The organism is Aeromonas sp. RU39B, from assembly GCF_900156095.1.
Taxonomy (GTDB): Bacteria; Pseudomonadota; Gammaproteobacteria; order Enterobacterales; family Aeromonadaceae; genus Aeromonas.
The window spans coordinates 1-18,255 of record NZ_FTMJ01000019.1; the positions used below are offsets into that span (position 1 = coordinate 1).

Consider the following 18,255-nt stretch of genomic DNA (forward strand, 5'->3'; position numbering starts at 1 on the left):
TATCCTTGCCGAACACAGAAGTGAAACGCCGTAGCGCCGATGGTAGTGTGGCAGATGCCATGTGAGAGTAGGACACTGCCAGGCACCCAATTGAACTAAAAAGCCCATCTCGTATGAGATGGGCTTTTTTGCGTCAGCGTTTCAGTTAATTCTACTCCTTGTTCGTCCCGATACATTGGCAAACCTTGTCTTAGCAATGGTCTCTACTGCTCTTTTGTTGCTGGAATCGCTGAGCCAGGCTTTGTTTCCTTGGCCGAACTAGGTAGAGTAACCACAGGTTTGCGGGATCGCTCCTGCACATTTTTGACACTTACTCTGCGGTACTGATATGGAACAAGTAAACAAGTCTGCATTCAGCGATGTACTGGAATATGTGCGTATGTCCCGTCGTCAAAACAAGCTCAAGCGCGAAATCTCGGACAACGAGAAGAAGATCCGTGACAACCAGAAGCGTGTGCTGCTGCTCGATAACCTGAGCGACTACATCAAGCCGGGTATGAGCATCGAAGAGGTGCAGGCGATCATTGCCAACATGCGCTCTGACTACGATGAACGTGTTGATGATTACATCATCAAAAATGCTGAGCTCTCCAAGGAGCGTCGCGAACTGGGCATCAAGCTCAAGGCGATGAGCTCGCAGCAGAAGTAATCACATAGACCGGCCGACAGGCCGGTTTTTCTTAATGATGTCTTTATCGTCACAGAATTGTAAGTGACTAATGACTCCCTTTTTGCCTTTCTCCCTGTGGGCCTGATACCATCTTTATTAACAGGCTCAAGCGCTGGATTGCGACTGGTCGCCTTGTTACCAACTACAAGACTAATAAGTTGTGCAACCATGGTGAGGTTTTGAATGGGCGCACCCTCGCAGACCGATAATGAAAAAGTGGCATCAGAGGATAAGCTGAGCGTAAAACCACCGAAAGGTCGTTTTTGGTGGGTTAAATGGCTGTTTCTCATATTGTTTCTCATCGTCTTAGGTGCAGTGGCCGCACTGGTGGGATTCGAGATGAAGACATCGACGCTGCAATCTCGGGAGTTTTCCCGTTACGCTGCCGATCTCACCTACTATGTGGACAAGGGGGCGAGCCCGCAGATCTCTTTCCCGAAAGATGGCCCGTTTGACCGGCGTTTGGGATATGTTGCCCTGCCTGACATCCAGCAGCGTCTGTTGCAGCGGGGCTATGAGATCAGCAAACAGGTGCGCTTCTCCGATGCGCTGTTCCAATATGCCCAGCATGGTTTTTATGTCCCCTATACCGAGAAGGTACAGGCGGGCTTAACCCTGCACGATTGCCGTGCAGAGCCGGTCTATCAATACCGCTATCCCGGTTATCACTACCCCGATTTCAAGTCGATCCCACCGCTTGTGGTGCAGTCGCTGCTGTTTATCGAGAACCGGAATCTGCTCAGTGACAAAGAGCCCCTGGCAAACCCGGCGGTAGACTGGCCGCGTTTTCTTAAAGCCGCTATCTCGCAGGTTGGCCGTAAGCTGGAAATGCAGGACACCTCGGCCGGCGGCAGTACCTTGGCCACCCAGGTCGAAAAGTACCGTCACTCACCGGATGGACTGACTTCCTCGCCCAAAGAGAAGCTGCTGCAGATGATCTCGGCCAGTGTTCGTGCCTATCGCCTCGGGCCGCAGACACTGGAAGCACGTAAGCTGGTCGCCTGGGCCTATCTCAACTCGGTGCCACTCTCAGCGGCTCCGGGCCACGGTGAAGTACACGGTCTGGGTGATGGATTGTGGGTGTGGTTTGGCGCAGATCCGGCCCGGGTCAATATGCTGCTCGACCCGTTACGCAATGAAAACACCACGCTGGAGGAGCAGGGGTTGGCACTGCGTCAGGTGGTAGCCCTGATGATTGCTCACCGCCGTCCATCTTATTATCTGGCGCAAGGACGCAATGATCTGGCGGCACTGACCGACAGCTATCTGCGCCTGTTTGTGCAAGAGGGGATGATTGAGCCGCGGTTGATGGCGGCGGCACTGCGTACCGAACTGAAATTTCGCAATTTCAGTGCTTCGCCCGCCATCATCAAGGTCAATAGCAGCAAGGGGTTACAGGTTGCCCGTTCCCGTCTTGGGCGCCAGCTCGGTGTGCAGCTCTATGATCTCGATCGGATGGACCTGATTGCTGACACCAGTCTTAACTTCGATCTGCAATCCCAGGTCACCGATTACCTGCATCGATTGGCCGATCCGACCTATGCAGCCGAAGTCGGTCTGTTTGGTGAGCGTTTGCTCTCGCCTGAAAAGACCGGTGATGTTCGTTACAGCTTTACCCTGTTTGAGCGGGGAGAAGATGGTTTCCGCGTCCGGGTTCAGACCGATAACACCGACCAGCCGTTCGATATTAACGAGGGCAGTAAGTTGGAGCTCGGCTCGACCGCCAAACTGCGGGTGCTGACCACTTACCTTGAGATTGTGGCCGAACTGCATGACCGCTATTTCGCGATGCCGGTTGATATGCTGCGCAAGCAAGAAGTGCAGGACAATCTCAGCCGTTGGGCAATCTCTTGGCTGATGGCTAACGAGGATCGTAACCTGCCGGCCATGCTGGAAGCGGCGCTCGATCGCAAGTACTCCGCCAGCCCGTTTGAAGGGTTCTTTACCGGCGGTGGGATGCACACCTTCAATAACTTCCGTAAAGAAGATAATGACCGCCTGCCGACCATGCGCGAGTCGCTGCGTGAGTCGATCAACCTGCCGTTTGTTCGTCTGCTGCGTGATATCTCGCGTTATAGCCTCTATCGCGAAGGGAACCGGGCCGAGCTGTTGCGCGATGATAATGACCCGCGCCGTATGGACTATCTGAAGCGTTTTGCTGACCAGGAGGGGCAGACCTATCTGCTGCGCTTCTGGCGTAAGTATCAGGATAAAAGCGCCGATGATCGGATGGATACCTTCCTTGATGGCCTGAAACCCAGTGCGGTGCGTTTGGCGGCGGTTCACCGCTATCTCTTCCCCGAAGCCAGCATCGAGCAGTTCACTGACTTCCTGAGTCAGCGACTGCCCAAGGCCATGCGCAATGAACTCGGTGACAAGCGGATTCGCCAGCTCTATGACAGCTATGGCCCGGGTAAATACTCACTGCCGGATCAAGGTTACGTCGCGCGGGTACACCCGTTGGAGTTGTGGATGCTGGGCTATCTCAAGCATGCCGACAAACCCACGTTCAGCGATGCGGTGGTGGCCAGCCGTGATGAGCGCCAGGAGGTGTATGGCTGGCTGTTCAAGACCCGTCATCGCAGCGCTCGTGACAGCCGGATCCGCACCATGCTCGAGGTTGAGTCGTTCCTCGATATCCATCAACGCTGGCAGCGGCTCGGTTATCCGTTCGACCATCTGGTGCCCTCGCTGGCGACCGCGCTGGGTAGCTCGGGGGATCGCCCGGCGGCACTGGCCGAGCTGATGGGGATCATCATGAACGATGGCGTGCGTCTGCCGAGTATTCGTATCGATCGCCTCGCCTTTGGCGAGGGGACACCGTTCCAGACCGAGTTCCTGCCACGGCCGGCTGCGGGCGTGCGCGTGTTGCCGAGTGAAGTGGCGACGGCGCTGCGTGGTGCACTGTCACAAGTGGTCGAAGCGGGCACCGCACGGCGGATTTCCGGCGCCTTCACCCTGCCGGATGGGTCGCCGCTGATCATGGGCGGCAAGACCGGTACCGGCGATAACCGACTTGAGACCTTTGGTCGGGGTGGTAGCGTAGTTAGTTCGCTGGCACGTAACCGTACTGCGACTTTCGTGTTCTACATCGGCGCTGACCACTTCGGCACCCTGACCGCCTATGTGCCGGGCAGCGAATCGGACAAGTTCCGTTTCACCTCGGCGCTGCCGGTTCAGGTGCTCAAGGGGATGGCACCGATTCTGACACCCTATCTGCAGCCGGGTGCCCATACCGAATGCCGGGCTGCATTGGCACCGGTTTCGGAGCAGTGAAGTGGCGGTTTGAATATGAACAGCAGATGAAGAAACCACTCAGAATGGCTTCAGTCTGGCAGGCGTAGGTTAGCAATACACGTCAAGCCCACCCCGGTTTGAGTGGCTCTCATGTGACGCTTCCAATCTGTCATTATCGCGCCTCTTTTGAGGCGCTTTTTTTATGTGAATGGGTTGGCGAGTTAAATGCGTGGCAGAGGTAACCCAGTCAACCAGGCATGGCCATCCCACCACAAGGCGGCCAACAATAGCAGCGCAGCCGAAAAGCTGGCGAGATCAAAACGCCAGTCTGGCGTCATCACAGGTGTGCGCCAGCCATCGCGGTAAATAATCAGAATGATTTCGATGGCTGACCAGAGTGTCAATGCGCCAAACAGCAGCAGGGCGCGGGATTCGGTATTAACCAACACATGCCCGAGTGACCACAACAGCACTGCCAGCAGCTGTGGATGGCGCAGCCAGCGGCGCAGATGGTTGGGGCCCATACTGCAGCACAGCAACCAGATAGCAAGTGGCAGCATCACCATGGCCGCTGCTGCCCCCCAACCCGGTGGCGTATAAAAAGGGGTGGCTAGGCTGTCACGCCAACCGGCCAGCATGCAGCCAAATGCGATCACCACGCCGAGTGAAAACACCCCCTTATAGCGCTGCTCGCCCAGCCGCTCGATCAGCAAGGCTCGTCGGGTCGGCCACATGGCCACCGAGAGATGAAGCAGGGTAAACAGAAGCACACCCAGGGTGAGCAGCAGCATGAATGCCTCCGAAGCCAGATGCAGAGTCTCATGATGCCGTAACCCCTTGAATTTGTGCAGCCACGGCAAGAAAAAAGCCGGCGTGTGGCCGGCTTTGGTCATAAATGGAGTGCTTTAGCTGCGTGAGAGTGTCCATAGCGCCGCCACATTACGGGCTGTGAGCTCCAAATTGTTGTGGGCGGTGGCCAGCGCTTCCGGCAGTGCCATAGCGCGATTAACGATGGCAAAAACCGCATCGATACCATGCTGATGCACCACACCGCAGTCATCCGACAGGCAACCGGCAATCCCGATGACCGGTTTGCCAAAGCGCTTGGCGCAGCGTGCCACGCCGATCGGCGTCTTGCCGTGGATGGTTTGGCTGTCGATACGCCCTTCGCCGGTGATCACCAGATCTGCATCGCATACGGCATCGGCCAGTTTCAATGCTTCCAGCACGATCTCCACGCCGGGTTTGAGCTCGGCGCCGAGCAGACCGTGCAGGGCTGCTCCCATGCCACCGGCTGCCCCCGCACCGGGCTGATTGGCGACCTGACGTCCCAATTGTTGCTCGATACGATGGGCATAGGCAGCCAGATTGGCGTCGAGTTCAGCCACCATCTCGTGGGTTGCCCCTTTCTGCGGACCGAAAATCGCCGAGGCACCTTTGGGGCCACACAGCGGGTTGTTCACATCGCACGCCACCTCAATCTGCAGCGTTGCCAGCCGCGGATCGAGCCCGGAGAGATTGATGTTGGCCAACTCGGCCAAGGCGCCGCCCCCCGCACCAATTGGTGTGCCATCCGCCTTATCAAGGCGGCCACCGAGCGCTTGAATCATGCCGGCACCAGCATCGTTGGTCGCGCTGCCGCCAATGCCGAGGATCAGGTGCTCCACGCCCAGATCGAGCGCCGCCAGGATCAACTCACCGGTACCATAGGTGGTGGTCAGCAGCGGGTTACGCAGCTCGGGAGCCACCAGATGCAGGCCAGAGGCGGCGGCCATCTCGATCACGGCACGCTTGCCGTCACCGAGCAGACCGATAAAGGCCTCAACCCGGTTACCGAGCGGAGCGGTTACCTCTACCGGAACAATCCGCCCGCCGGTCGCATCCACCAGTGACTGGACCGTGCCCTCACCGCCATCAGCCATCGGCAGCTTGATATAGCTGGCATCAGGCAGTACCTGACGAAAGCCGGCTTCGATGGCATCGGCCACCTGCATGGCGCTTAAGCTCTCTTTGAAAGAGTCAGGGGCAATCACGATTTTCATGGTGTTTTCCTTAAGCGAGACCAAATACGCCAAACATCAGGGTGGAAACCAGCGCGATGGTGGCACCGACAGCCGTTTCGTAGGGGATCAGTTTGAGACGCTCACCCACACTCATATGAACACTACCACCCGTGGCGTGGAAGAAGGAGCCGTGCGGCATGTGATCAAACACGGTCGCACCGGCGTGAATCATGGCGGCACCGGCCAGGGCGCTGACGCCCAGCTCCAGCAGGGTATGACTAAAGACGCTGGAGGCGACTGCAGTACCGGCTGTGGTCGATGCGGTAGCCAGCGACATCAGGGCGCCGGAGACCGGAGCGAGCAGATAAGAGGGCAGGCCGGAAGCGGTCAGACCGGAGATCATCACATCCTTGAGACCCGAGTTGGCAATGATGCCGGCCAGAGTACCGGTACCCAGCAGCATGATGGCGACCGGCGCCATGCGCGCGAGGCCGGAGACGGCATACTGGTTGATGTGGCTGAACTTGCCCATCATCAGGGCGCCGACCAGACCGCCGAGCGGCAGTGCGATCAAGGGGTCAACCACGATGCCAGCCAGCGGACGCAGGGCCAGCAGCAGGATGGCGCACAGCGGCGCGCTGATAGCAGCGGTGAAGGCTGGCAGCGTCAGACCATGGGTATTGATCACCTCCTGCTCAGCCACCTTGCTGCCCTTGTTGTTCAAACGCTTGGCCAGATAGTAGGTCAGAGCCAGACCGAACAGGCCCGGAATGATACCGGCCATCATCACCGAGGTGAGTGGTTGGTGGAAGGTGTCGGCTGCGGCAATCGCATTGGGGTTGGGGGACATCACGTTGCCCGCTTTACCACCACCGATCATCGCCAGCAGGATGGCCGGCTTGGAGAGATCGGCGCGGCGGGCAATAGCCAGCGCAATCGGGGCGACCGTGATGACCGCCACGTCAATAAATACGCCGACGGCCGTCAGGATCAGGGTCGCCAGTGCCAGTGCCAACAGGGCGCGGGTTTCGCCCAGTTTGCGGACGATGGTTTCTGCAATAGTGGTCGCTGCGCCCGATTCAATCAGTACGCCAGCCAGAACACCGGCAGCCAGAATACGCATCACTGCTGTGGTGATGCCTTGGGCGCCACCAATCATCAGGGTGACGGTTTGGCTGAGATCGGCCCCGCCGATCAGGCCACCGGCCAGGGCGCCGACCAGCATCCCGTAAGCGGGCGGAACTTTCTTTAAAATCAACGTGATGGATATTACAAGCGCGGCCAGTGCGCCTAAGGCGGTGATGGATGTCATCTCGGGTACCAGGTTTGTTGGAATGGTCGCATTATGGCCAAGCGTCAGAAACTGTCTTTGTTGAATCCAACGAAGATTAGGCCTATGAATGGCCAATCAATTGTATGAATGTCCTAATCACTGATTGAGTTCTTGCGCCAGATAGAGCAGGAATTTTTCATCTAACTTATTGATATTTAAACCTGTTATCTCCTCGATACGAGAGAGTCGATAACGCAGGGTATTGGGATGAATAAACAGGGCGGCAGCGGCCTGATGCAGATCACAGTTCTCGCAGAAATAATGGTGCAGGGTTTTGCGAAGTGCTCCTTTCGGGTCCTTCTGGATTAATTTCTGCATCGGTTCGACCAAGCGGCTGGTCTGCCATGAGTTGGCCAGCGAGGCGAGCAGCACAGGTAGCCGGAACTCCTCGAAGAAGTAGACCTGTCGGCGCGGCGCATGGCGATTGCCCTGACGCAGGGTTTCGCAGGCGGTGTGCCAGGAGAGCGCCAGTCCGTCGATGCCGGGGAAGTAGTCACCTACGGCGATACGAACCCGCGCACTGCCGATGCGCTCGAGCAAACTGCGAATGCGTTCACGCTCGAGGCCGGTATGCCACCCCTTATCGGTCAACTGGATGGGTTTGAGCACCACGATCTCGTCCAGCCCGTGGATGGCTACCAGATTGTCCCGTTCGGGGTGCTCCAGCAGATGTACCAGATGGCGCAGGCGATCCGGTTCGGGTTGTTCCAGCCGGATCACGGTGGCAACCCGCGGCTGAGCCAGATCGATACCGAGCCGCTCCGCTGCCCGGGCAAGGTGGGCCGGTTTGCCATCCTGACGCAGCAACTGCAACACCAGCTCTTCGCGGTGGCGGCGATCCCACTGCAACTGTTCCGACAGCGCCGCCTGCTCGAGGATCAATTCGGCGGTCATCTGCACCAGCGCGGCGTAGGCCCGCACCTGTTCGGGATCGCCAGAGATGCCGATAACGCCGATCCGCTCACCTTGGAAGGTGATGGGCTGGTTGATACCGGGACGCACCCCTTTCAGCCGTTGGGCGGTTGCTTCATCAATCTCGACCACTCGGTTTTCGTTGAGCGCGAGGATGGCCCCCTCATGGCGCTGTTGCAGGCGACTGGGGTCGCCCGAGGCGATGATGTGGCCATGGCGGTCCATTACGTTGACCGAATACGGAAGAATCTTCATGGCGCGCATCACGATCTGGCGGGCAATCTTGTCATCAAGTTCCATGCTGGTTCCTGGTCAGAGAGCGGGCGGGGTGTCCCTTGCGGTCACAGACCGCTAGAATAGGCGCCACTTTATCCCAGATGGACACCACGATGGACTATGAATTTCGGCGTGACGGCTTTGGCGGCTATCGCGCCCTCTTCTCCATGGGGCATGAAGCGATTGGCCAATGGTTGATCGACGAGGTTGGCAAGGATGATGACAAGGTTGATGAACTGCTGACTCTGATTGACCGTCTTAGCGCCCGCCAGTTGGAAGAGTATCACCTGCCGGGGCGCGATTATTCGCTGACCCTGACCCAGGAAGAGGCCGAGGTGAAAGCCAATGTGCTCAATATCAGCCTCGACGAGGATCTGGACGATCTCGCCTACTATGACGATGAGCAGCTGGCGTTGTGCGGACTCGAGGATTTCGCCGCAGTGCTGACCTCTTGGCGCGCGTTTGTTCGTAACGAGGACTGGTAAGTCCCCACTGACAGGATTGATAACATGTCTGATTTTGATGACAAAAAGGCCGACAAGGCCAGTAAGGCCAACAAGAAAAAGAGCTCTCCGTTGACCCTGCAACTGACGCTGGGCCCGAAAGATGCCTCGCGTCTGCACGCCCTGCATCTGGATGCCACCACGACCTTTGACGATCTGAGCCTACCCAAGAGCGTACTGATCAAGGCGGCCCTGATCGCACTCGAAGAGATGGATGCCACTTCGCGCGGTGACCTGATCGCTCGTGTGATGGCCGAAAGCGGCCGCTAAGGTTTGTTGTTAGTTGAGAGCCCCGCTTCGGCGGGGCTCTTTGTTATTCACTGGTGGAGTAGAAGATCGCCAGCCAGATGGTGGTGGTGTCCGGTGCGGTCCACTCTACCCGGTGGCGACAGTGGGCCGGAAGATTGACGTGAGCGCCGGGCTCTAGCTGGATCAATTCGGCAGGACCGCCGTCAGGATCCTCAATACTGAGGGTGGCACTACCCTGCAGTAACAGAACCCACTCGTGTTCTTCTTGGTCGTACCACTCTCCCGGCGGCGTGAAGTGCCCTTGCGAGAGAATGCGCTCGATGCGCAGGTTGGGTGTGCTGAGCAGATCTTCAAACAGCTCGTGCGGTAGTGACTTGGGCAGGGTTTGCAACAGGTTGCCGACATGCATGACAGGTCTCTCCTTCGAACGAAAAGGGATCGCCTGTTGGCAGAGTAAGTCGCAGGGGGGCAGATAGATACCCGTTTGGTGACAAAATTGCTAAAAAGGGTGAAAACGTTTCAGCAAAGCGCTGCAATTTGTCCGATTTCCTGTTATTTTGCGCGCCCATAATATAAACGATTTCGTTCACACTTTTGCGAGAGTCACTATGGCAGAGCAGCATACGATCACCCCGTCCGCACAGGGTGGTTTCCTGAACAGCTATTTCTCGATCCATGCGCGCGGCAGCTCGGTGCGCCAGGAAGTGGTCGCCGGACTGACCACCTTCCTCGCCATGGTCTACAGCATCATCGTGGTGCCCAACATGCTGGGAGCCGCCGGTTTTGAACAGGGGCCGGTGTTTGTCGCCACCTGTATCATTGCCGCGTTTGGTTCTCTGATCATGGGTCTGTGGGCGCGCCTGCCGATGGCCATCGGTTGCGCTATCTCCCTGACCGCGTTTACCGCGTTCAGCCTGGTGCTGGGTCAAGGTATCTCTATCCCGGTGGCGCTGGGTGCCATCTTCTGGATGGGTATACTGTTTACCCTGATCAGCGTGACTGGTATCCGTCAGTGGATCCTGGCTAACCTGCCGTCCGGCATTGCCCACGGCACCGGCATCGGTATCGGTCTGTTTCTGCTGCTCATCGCCACCAATGGTGTCGGTCTGGTGGTGAAAAACCCGGGCGCCGGCTTGCCGGTACAACTCGGTGAGTTCACCTCCTTCCCGGTGATCATGAGCCTGCTCGGTCTGGCTGCCATCTTCGGTCTGGAGCGTCGCCGCGTACCGGGCGGTATCCTGATGGTGATCATCGCCATCTCGATCCTCGGTCTGGTGTTTGATCCCAAGGTGACCTGGCAAGGTTTCTTCGCCCTGCCGAGCCTCGCCGGTGAGAAGGGCTCCCTGCTGGGTAGCCTCGACATCATGGGCGCACTCAATGCAGCTGTCATCCCGAGCGTGTTGGCGTTGGTGATGACTGCGGTGTTTGACGCGACCGGTACCATCCGTGCCGTGGCCGGCCAAGCCGGTCTGGTCAACGAGCGTGGTCACATCATCAGTGGTGGCAAGGCGCTGACTGCCGACTCCATGAGCAGCATCGTCGCCGGTCTGGTGGGTGGTGCGCCAGCCGCTGTTTATATCGAATCTGCAGCCGGTACCGCAGCCGGTGGCAAGACCGGTCTGACCGCTACCGTGGTTGGCGTCTTGTTCCTGTTCATGCTGTTCCTCTCCCCGCTGAGCTATCTGGTGCCGGCCTACGCCACTGCACCGGCCCTGATGTATGTGGGTTTGCTGATGCTGGGCAACGTGGCCAAGCTGGACTTCAAAGATAGCGTTGATGCGCTCTCCGGTATGCTGTGCGCGGTCTTTATCGTGCTCACCTGCAACATCGTGACCGGTATCATGATCGGTTTTGCTTCGCTGGTAATTGGCCGTCTGGTCGGTGGTGAAGCAAGCAAGCTCAATATCGGCACTGTACTGATCGCCATCGCGCTGGTGGTGTTCTACGCTGGCGGCTGGGCTATCTGACCCATTTGGTCAAGGTTTAGAGGGCACCTGCGGGTGCCCTTTTTGATCTTCTGCGTTCGTTCACATTTTCTCCCCTTTTCCCTCTCTGATGTTTCAGGTTGAAACGTGATCCGCAGCAAACCGGTTTCACTCTGCAACCTGTATTCGGGCACTTGGTTCGCCCCTCCGACACCATAGACTGGTCCCATCAACCACGCCCACAGGGCAATCGGAGGGACACAAGATGAAAAAGTTGATCAACACCGTTGATGCCGTCGTCCGCGAACAACTGATGGGGATGGCCGCTGCCCATCCTGAACTCAAGGTGCGCATCGAGCCGCACTTCATCACCCGCGCCGATTCTCCGGTGGCTGGCAAAGTCGCCATCATCAGTGGTGGTGGTAGTGGTCACGAGCCGATGCACGGCGGTCTGGTCGGCAAGGGGATGCTTGATGGCGCCTGTCCGGGCGAAGTGTTTACCTCACCGACGCCAGATCAGATGTATGAGTGTGCTCGCGCCGTTGATGGCGGGGCTGGTGTGCTGTTCCTGGTCAAGAACTACACCGGTGACGTGCTCAACTTCGAAACGGCCGTTGAACTGCTGCATGGCGATGGCATCAAGGTCGCCTTTGCTCTGATTGACGATGATGTGGCGGTCAAAGACAGCCTCTACACCGCCGGTCGCCGGGGTGTTGCCGCTACCGTTCTGATTGAGAAGATGGTCGGTGCCGCTGCTGAAGCCGGTTACAACCTGGAGCAGTGCGAAGCGCTGGCCCAGCGCATCAATAACCGTAGCCGCAGTATCGGTGTCGCGCTGCATGCTTGCACCGTGCCGGCCGCTGGCAAGCCCTCGTTCACCATGGCGGATAACGAGATGGAGTTTGGCGTCGGTATCCACGGTGAACCGGGCATTGCACGCCGCACCTACACCGACCTCAATACGCTAGTCGATCAACTGTTTGCCAACCTGCTGGAGAACAGCCGCTATACCCGCACCTTGCGGACATGGGATCGCAGCGAAGGTGTCTGGCAGGAAGAGGCGGTCACGGTTGAGGATCTGCAATCGGGCGATCGCGTATTGGCGCTGGTTAACAGCTTGGGCGGCACTCCGCTCTCCGAGCTTTATGGCGTCTATGGTCGCTTTTCGGAGCTGTGTGAGAAGTCCGGGCTGCATCTGGTGCGTAACATGATTGGCCCCTATTGCACCTCGCTCGACATGACCGGCATCTCGATCACGCTGGTCAAGATGGACGATGAGATGATGACCCTGTGGGATGCGCCGGTTCACACTCCGGCTCTGCGCCGTGGTTGCTAAGGAGCTGTCATGCTGACCAGAGAACAGGTTGTGGCCTGGCTTAAGGCCTGTGCCGAAGTGTTTGCCGAGCAGCGCGACTTTCTGACCGGGCTCGATACCGACATTGGCGATGGCGACCACGGCATCAACATGCAGCGTGGTTTTGCCAAGGTGGCCGAGAAGCTGCCCGCTGTGGCAGACAAGGATATCGGGCAGATCCTGAAAACCACCGGTATGACGCTGCTCTCCTCGGTGGGGGGCGCCAGTGGTCCGCTGTATGGCACCTTCTTTATCCGTGCCGCCGGAGTGGCCGATGCCCACCAGAGCCTGACGCTGGCGGAAGTGCGCCAGATGTTGAGCGATGGGGTCGAAGGCATCGTCTCGCGTGGCCGCGCCGAGCCCAGCGACAAGACCATGTGCGATGTCTGGTGGCCGGTTTTAGCGGCGTTGGGTGAAGCCGAGCGCGATGGCTTGTCCCTTACCCAAGCACTCGAGCGCGCCGTCGCAGTGGCTGAACAGGCGGTGAAATCGACCATCCCGATGCAGGCTCGCAAAGGGCGCGCCAGCTATCTGGGTGAGCGCAGCATCGGCCATCAGGACCCGGGCGCTACCTCCTCTTGCCTGCTGTTGGCGACACTGGCTCGTCAGGTCGGGGAGGCGGCATGATCGGTATCGTGGTGGTGTCACACAGCGCCACGCTGGCCAACGGTGTGCGCGAGCTGGCCTCCCAGCTCGCCTCACCAGCGAGGCTGGAGGTGGCGGCCGGGGTGGACGATCCGGATCATCCCATCGGTACCGATGCACTGGCGGTGATGAACGCCATTGAGGCGGCCGATGACGGTGACGGTGTGTTGGTACTGATGGATCTGGGTAGTGCCCTGCTGAGCGCCGAAACTGCGCTGGAGTTGCTGCCTGGTGAGCTCTCCGCCCGAGTGCGGCTCTGTCCGGCGCCGCTGGTGGAAGGCACGCTGGCTGCGGTGGTGGCGGCGGGCAATGGTCTTGGCATGGAGGATGTGATGGCCGAGGCGGTGCGTTCCCTTGAGCCCAAGCAGGCGATGCTGGCCCCCCGCCAACCCATGGTCGAACCGGTGGTGGTGGCACCAGAGCCGGCAGCTCCCGCTGATGCAGAGCCCTGGCTCGAGTGCGCTGTGACCATCGATAATCAGCACGGCTTGCACGTGCGCCCAGCCGCCAAATTGGCTGCAGCCCTGCGCCCGTTTACCGCCGAGGTATGGTTACGCCGTGGCGAGAAGGAGGTCAACCCGCGCAGTCTTAGCCGGCTGGCCATGCTGGATGTGCGCAAAGGGGATCAACTTACTCTGCGCGCACGCGGTCAGGATGCCGCCGAGGTCGTCAGCTGCTTTCGTCAGTTGGCGGCGGAGCGCTTCGGTGAGCCGGCCTGACGGTAACTGGCAGGATCGACGCCGAGCAGCTTGAGACGGCGCCATAAGGTGGTGCGGCTGATGCCAAGTTCGTTGGCCATCAGTTGCACCTGACCATGACAGCGGCGGGCGGCTTCCAACAGCGCTCGCCGCTCTTGTTCTGCCAGTGTCGGCGGTGGTGCGCTGTTGCTTGGCGCCCTGACCGCAGCATGCTGCAGTGTTTGCGGCAGGTGCTCGGGCAGGATGCTGTCTCCATCGGCGCGCAGCCAGGCTTGTTCTATCACCGCATGCAGTTCGTCGAGATTACCCGGCCAGGGGTAGGCCAGCAGCAGGTCGCGAGCGGCAGCAGAGAGCGTTAACGGTTGGCCGCTTTGCTCCAGCTGGTGGTTGATAAGCCCCGGCAGATCGGCAGTGCGCTCGCGCAGGGCGGGCAGATGCAGTTCGAAGGCTTGCAGGGCGTAGAGCAGTTGTCGTCCGAATTGACCAGCCGCCACCGCCTGCTCCAGATCGCCGCTGCTGGTGGCGATCAGCCGGATGCGCGGCGCCAGCACTCGCGGCGAATCAAAGCGTTGCAGGCGGCCACTTTTAAGCAGTTGCAGCAGCGCGCCTTGCAGCGCCGGCGTCAGGGCTTCTACCTGCTCAAGCAACAAGGTTCCGCCGTGGGCCTGCTCAATCATACCGGCACGCTCCAGCCCCGCCTCGTCACACCCCATCAGCAGACTTTCGAGCCGCTCGCCCGGCACCGCCTGACAATCAACGGCCACAAAGGGACCGTCGGCCAGCGCGCTCTCTTGATGGATAAACGAGGCCAACATGCCCTTGCCGACGCCTTGTTCGCCACGCAGCAAGATCGGGCCGTGACCGTGCGCCGCTTGTCGCGCCAGCCGCAGGGTCTGGCGCATGGGGCGTGAGTCAGCCACCAGCGCGGCCGGGCGCAGGGACTGGCGCCGCTGCCAAAGCTCATCCAGACGTTCAACCGGATGCAGCAGCGCGATAAAGTGGCTGCCCTGAGCGGTGGCGATCGATTTCAGGCTGAGCAGTACCGGGATAAGCTGCCCCTCCCGCTCCAGAATCAGGTCGACGTGGCTCAGGCTCTCACCCTGCTCCATCGCCTGCAGCATGCGCTGTGGCAGACGCAGATGCTGGGCCAGGGGCTGACCCAACACCCGCTTGGGATCGAGTCGCAGCCGCTCGGCGGCTAATTGGTTGAGGTAGTGCAGCCGCCCTTGATGGTCCCAGGCCAGCACCCCGTCGTCCATCCCTTCCAGCAAGGCATATAGCTCGCTCAAGTGGCGGTGGGACTCCTGCATCAAACCGTCCACTTGCAGCAGATTGGCCAGCTCGCGGCTGGCGGCCAGCGTCAGGGCGAGATCGCTGCGATTAGCTTCGGCCAGCGGACAATACAGGGCCAGAATGGCGACCAGCCGCCCTTGTGGATTGAACACCGGACAGGCGGCGCCAGCCCAGTTGTGCAGCGCCTCTTTGAAATGTTCCTGACCGCGCAGAGTGATGGGCATTCCCTCCTGACCCGCCAGATTAACCGCATTGCTGCCCATCCGTCCTTCACTAAAGAACGCACCTTGCTCGAGGCCCAATGCGGTCAGTTCGGCGAGCGTGTGGGGATGGCCGACCCGGGTCAGCAGGCAGCCGCTCTCGTCGGTCAGTAGCAGGGCGCAGTGGCGCCCTTCCATGTATTCGTAGAGATCTTCGAGGGCCATTTCGCTGGTGACCAGCAGGTCACGCTTGCGCTGCAAAATACTCTGCAGGGTCTGGCCGCGCGCCTTGTGGGGCGCCAGCCAGGGGGAAGGGCTCATCTGATGGTGACAGCGCCGCCAGGAGGCCAGCAGCCAGGCTGGCGGGGCAGGGGGGATCCGTGGCGCGTTCATGAGAGGGCTCCGACAAGACGGCGAAGCCCCATTGCAGCACGATTTAGCGCGGTGTGTCAGTGATCTCGCTCTGTCTCTGCGCTTCGCGCAGCTCCCCTTCACGGATCCAGGCATCGAGCAGGGTATAGGCCACCGCCAGCACCACCGGGCCGATAAACAGACCGATGATGCCAAAGGCGAGCAGGCCACCGATAACGCCAGAGAGGATCAGGATCAGTGGCAGGTCGGCACCTTGCCGGATCAGCAGCGGGCGCAGAATATTGTCCATGCTGCCCACCACCAGGGTCCACACCAGCAGGAAGGTAGCCCAGGTGGTGTCCCCGCTCCAGTAGAGATAGAGCACGCTGCAAACCAGCACCGGCACCGCACCAATCTGGGCAATCGCCAGAATGAACATCAGCAAGGTCAGCAGCATTACATAGGGGATCCCCGCGATCATCAGGCCGATGCCGGCGATGAGGGATTGCACCAGCGCCGTGACGACCACCCCCATGGCGACCGCACGGATGGCCTGAGTGGCCAGCTGAGTGGCCTGATCGCCACGCTTGCCCGCCAGCCGGTGGGCAAACCGGCGAATACCGTAAGAGGCTTGTTCACCCGAGTAGTAGAGCAGGCCACACACCACGACGGTGAGCAGGAAGTGGACGATCACCATCCCCAGATTGCCGGCTTGGGCAGCCAGCCACTTGGCGACCAGACCGAGATAGGGAGTGGCTTTGGCAAACAGCAGTTGGCCACCACTGGCCAGCACCTGTTGCCAGAGCTCGAACAACCGGTCGCCAATCAGCGGAATATCTTGCAGCCACAGCAGCTCCGGCGGGGTGGTGTTGCTCAGCTGGCCTGCCCAGTCGAGCAGTTGGGGCACCTTCTCGGCAAAGGTAGCCAGTGCCATCAGCAGCGGGATGACGAACAGCAACAGCAGCACCAGCATCATCAGCAGAGTGGTTGGCAGGCGCCGGTTCCACAGCAGTCGTTGCAGGCGCAGCATCAGGGGCCAGGTGGCAATCGAGATCATGGTGGCCCACACCAGCGCCGGTAAAAACGGCTGCAGTACCCACAACGTCGAGATAATCAGAATGCCGATAAACAGCACTCCCAGGGTGATCTTGGCAAGGTCACGCTTGTTGTCGTTCATCGTCAGCTCCAGTTACGGGAAGTGAGGCGATCCACCAGATGCCGGCTGCCAGCCAGAGGCCAAGCAGGGCCATGGCAGACCATTGCAGCAGCAAAATGGGCAGGCTGCCGATCATCAAGGCCGGCAGCTGCCACTGTAGCAGGGCGCAGGCGATGCTGCCGAGCAGTGCCAACAGGGTGGTTTGTACCGGTTTGCGGCTGTGGCGTACCAGTGGCAGGGCTTGTCCCAAGGCAAGACCGACCCCTAAGCTGGTGAGTGCTGCCAGATTGGGCGATTGGGTCAGCCAGGCAAAAAGAAGCGAAACGGCAGAGAGTCCCCACCACCAGCGCAGGTTAGTACCGGCCCGGATCAGCCAGGGGCGCAGGCGCAACAGCAGGGCGCCAATCACACCACCAACCAGCACATCCGAGAGGAAGTGAACGCCGAGTTGTACCCGGGCCCAGCCAGTTAGAAACGCCGCCAGCGTGGCCCATAACAAGGGTTGCCGGCAACGCGGCCACTCCAGCAACAACCAGCCCCAAAACAGCATGGCGGTGGCGGTGTGGCCACTTGGCATTCCAAAGCCGCTGCTGGCCAGATCGGCCAGTTGCGGGTTGAAATGGAACGGGCGTGGCCAACCGACGGCGATCTTGGCGAGGGTGATAAGCAGCGTCAGAGTGCCAAAGGCAAACAGCAACTCCCGCACCTTTTGCCAGCCGAGCAGAGGAAGCAGCAGGGGAAGCAGCAACATATAGAGGGTCTGTTCACCAAACAGGTTGGCGATGGTCAACAGTGGCTCCAGCGGTTCGCTCCACTGCTGGATCCGCCCGATCCAGGGCAGTTCTGCCCGGTGCAGCAGGCTAGCCTGGGCGATAAAGTTGTCATGCAGCTGAATTGGGCTGTCATCTTGCGGCTGCAACTTGTGCTGCAGCCAGGGCAGTTGGTCGGCAAAACGCTGGGGCGCTTCCGGCGCTTCGGGAGTGATTAGCCGGGCCTGCAGGATCTCGCCACCCAAATTAGGGGCGCTGAGCAGATCGACGATGCCAGCCGGGGTGGCCGCAATCGGGGTCCGCGAGCGACAGACAAAGGCTTCACTGTTGCGTAGCCGACCGAGCGGACGCACTATCTCGGCAGTGAGACCGGTCTCTTCATGCAACTCCCGCAGCGCCGCTTGGGCGGGCGTTTCACCGGGTTCGATGTAACCGCCACTGAGTCCAAAGCGTCCCGAGACCCGATCCTGAACCATCAGCAGTTTGCCCTGATTCTGGATCACACAGACAGCCGAATTGACCTCTTGTGCCTGACACCAGACGCTGACCATCAACCAGCATCCCCACAGCCAGTATTTCACTGTTCTGCTCCTCGCTGCATCCCGCTTTATAGGGTCACAGAAAGTGTCAGTCGGAACAAGGACAAAAGACCCGCCGCGCCCATCATTGGGGATGCGACA

The 18,255-nt window shown here is 59.7% G+C and carries 16 protein-coding genes; 8 read left to right on the forward strand and 8 right to left on the reverse strand.

Features of this window, described 5'->3' with window-relative positions; genetic code table 11:
- Positions 1 to 328: 328 nt before the first annotated feature.
- Positions 329 to 649, forward strand: coding sequence for a PTS system regulator TmaR (tmaR, locus tag BW958_RS18955; RefSeq protein WP_076577475.1), 321 nt, complete (start codon positions 329 to 331; stop codon positions 647 to 649).
- A gap of 204 nt (positions 650 to 853) precedes the next feature.
- Positions 854 to 3,946 (forward strand): transglycosylase domain-containing protein, encoded by a 3,093-nt coding sequence (locus tag BW958_RS18960; RefSeq protein ID WP_076577476.1) that lies wholly within the window; start codon positions 854 to 856, stop codon positions 3,944 to 3,946.
- A 182-nt stretch (positions 3,947 to 4,128) separates the two neighbouring features.
- On the opposite strand, the gene BW958_RS18965 is transcribed toward BW958_RS18960, so the two are convergent.
- The 4 genes from BW958_RS18965 to BW958_RS18980 form a co-directional block, all read right to left on the reverse strand.
- Entirely contained in the window at positions 4,129 to 4,698 is a 570-nt protein-coding gene (locus tag BW958_RS18965) for an NnrU family protein (protein WP_076577522.1), read from the reverse strand.
- Between the two features lie 114 nt (positions 4,699 to 4,812).
- Entirely contained in the window at positions 4,813 to 5,949 is a 1,137-nt protein-coding gene (locus BW958_RS18970; RefSeq protein WP_076577477.1) for a glycerate kinase, read from the reverse strand.
- A 10-nt stretch (positions 5,950 to 5,959) separates the two neighbouring features.
- The gene (locus BW958_RS18975; protein ID WP_076577478.1) at positions 5,960 to 7,222 is read right to left on the reverse strand and encodes a GntP family permease; all 1,263 of its coding nucleotides are present in this window, start codon (positions 7,220 to 7,222) and stop codon (positions 5,960 to 5,962) included.
- Between the two features lie 117 nt (positions 7,223 to 7,339).
- Complete coding sequence (locus BW958_RS18980; RefSeq protein ID WP_076577479.1) at positions 7,340 to 8,455, reverse strand: sugar diacid recognition domain-containing protein; 1,116 nt, start codon at positions 8,453 to 8,455, stop codon at positions 7,340 to 7,342.
- 89 nt (positions 8,456 to 8,544) lie between these two features.
- Between BW958_RS18980 and BW958_RS18985 the strand changes: the two genes are divergently transcribed.
- Positions 8,545 to 8,916 (forward strand): YacL family protein, encoded by a 372-nt coding sequence (locus tag BW958_RS18985; RefSeq protein ID WP_076577480.1) that lies wholly within the window; start codon positions 8,545 to 8,547, stop codon positions 8,914 to 8,916.
- 24 nt (positions 8,917 to 8,940) lie between these two features.
- Complete coding sequence (locus BW958_RS18990; protein WP_076577481.1) at positions 8,941 to 9,204, forward strand: hypothetical protein; 264 nt, start codon at positions 8,941 to 8,943, stop codon at positions 9,202 to 9,204.
- 43 nt (positions 9,205 to 9,247) lie between these two features.
- Here the strand turns inward: BW958_RS18990 and BW958_RS18995 are convergent, their stop codons facing one another.
- Positions 9,248 to 9,592 (reverse strand): cupin domain-containing protein, encoded by a 345-nt coding sequence (locus tag BW958_RS18995; protein ID WP_076577482.1) that lies wholly within the window; start codon positions 9,590 to 9,592, stop codon positions 9,248 to 9,250.
- A 199-nt stretch (positions 9,593 to 9,791) separates the two neighbouring features.
- Between BW958_RS18995 and BW958_RS19000 the strand changes: the two genes are divergently transcribed.
- The 4 genes from BW958_RS19000 (at position 9,792) to dhaM (ending at position 13,826) form a co-directional block, all read left to right on the forward strand.
- A complete protein-coding gene (locus tag BW958_RS19000) occupies positions 9,792 to 11,150 on the forward strand; it encodes an NCS2 family permease (RefSeq protein ID WP_076577483.1) in 1,359 nt (452 codons plus the stop codon).
- A 223-nt stretch (positions 11,151 to 11,373) separates the two neighbouring features.
- The gene (dhaK, locus tag BW958_RS19005; RefSeq protein WP_076577484.1) at positions 11,374 to 12,444 is read left to right on the forward strand and encodes a dihydroxyacetone kinase subunit DhaK; all 1,071 of its coding nucleotides are present in this window, start codon (positions 11,374 to 11,376) and stop codon (positions 12,442 to 12,444) included.
- A 9-nt stretch (positions 12,445 to 12,453) separates the two neighbouring features.
- Positions 12,454 to 13,089: a dihydroxyacetone kinase subunit DhaL gene (gene dhaL / locus BW958_RS19010; protein ID WP_076577485.1), complete on the forward strand. Its 636-nt coding sequence runs from the start codon at positions 12,454 to 12,456 to the stop codon at positions 13,087 to 13,089.
- Complete coding sequence (dhaM, locus tag BW958_RS19015) at positions 13,086 to 13,826, forward strand: dihydroxyacetone kinase phosphoryl donor subunit DhaM (protein WP_076577486.1); 741 nt, start codon at positions 13,086 to 13,088, stop codon at positions 13,824 to 13,826. Before dhaL ends, dhaM begins: the two co-directional genes overlap by 4 nt.
- On the opposite strand, the gene dhaR is transcribed toward dhaM, so the two are convergent.
- From dhaR to BW958_RS19030, 3 genes are read right to left on the reverse strand one after another with little or no spacing between them, the layout of a single operon-like run.
- Positions 13,790 to 15,691, reverse strand: coding sequence for a dihydroxyacetone kinase operon transcriptional regulator DhaR (gene dhaR / locus BW958_RS19020; RefSeq protein WP_076577487.1), 1,902 nt, complete (start codon positions 15,689 to 15,691; stop codon positions 13,790 to 13,792). The two genes, dhaM and dhaR, sit on opposite strands and share 37 nt — an antisense overlap.
- 43 nt (positions 15,692 to 15,734) lie before the next feature.
- The gene (gene ydiK / locus BW958_RS19025) at positions 15,735 to 16,826 is read right to left on the reverse strand and encodes an AI-2E family transporter YdiK (RefSeq protein ID WP_076577488.1); all 1,092 of its coding nucleotides are present in this window, start codon (positions 16,824 to 16,826) and stop codon (positions 15,735 to 15,737) included.
- The gene (locus tag BW958_RS19030; protein WP_256702080.1) at positions 16,807 to 18,156 is read right to left on the reverse strand and encodes a bifunctional NUDIX hydrolase/phosphatase PAP2 family protein; all 1,350 of its coding nucleotides are present in this window, start codon (positions 18,154 to 18,156) and stop codon (positions 16,807 to 16,809) included. The genes ydiK and BW958_RS19030 overlap by 20 nt, the downstream gene beginning before the upstream one ends.
- Positions 18,157 to 18,255 lie beyond the last annotated feature (99 nt).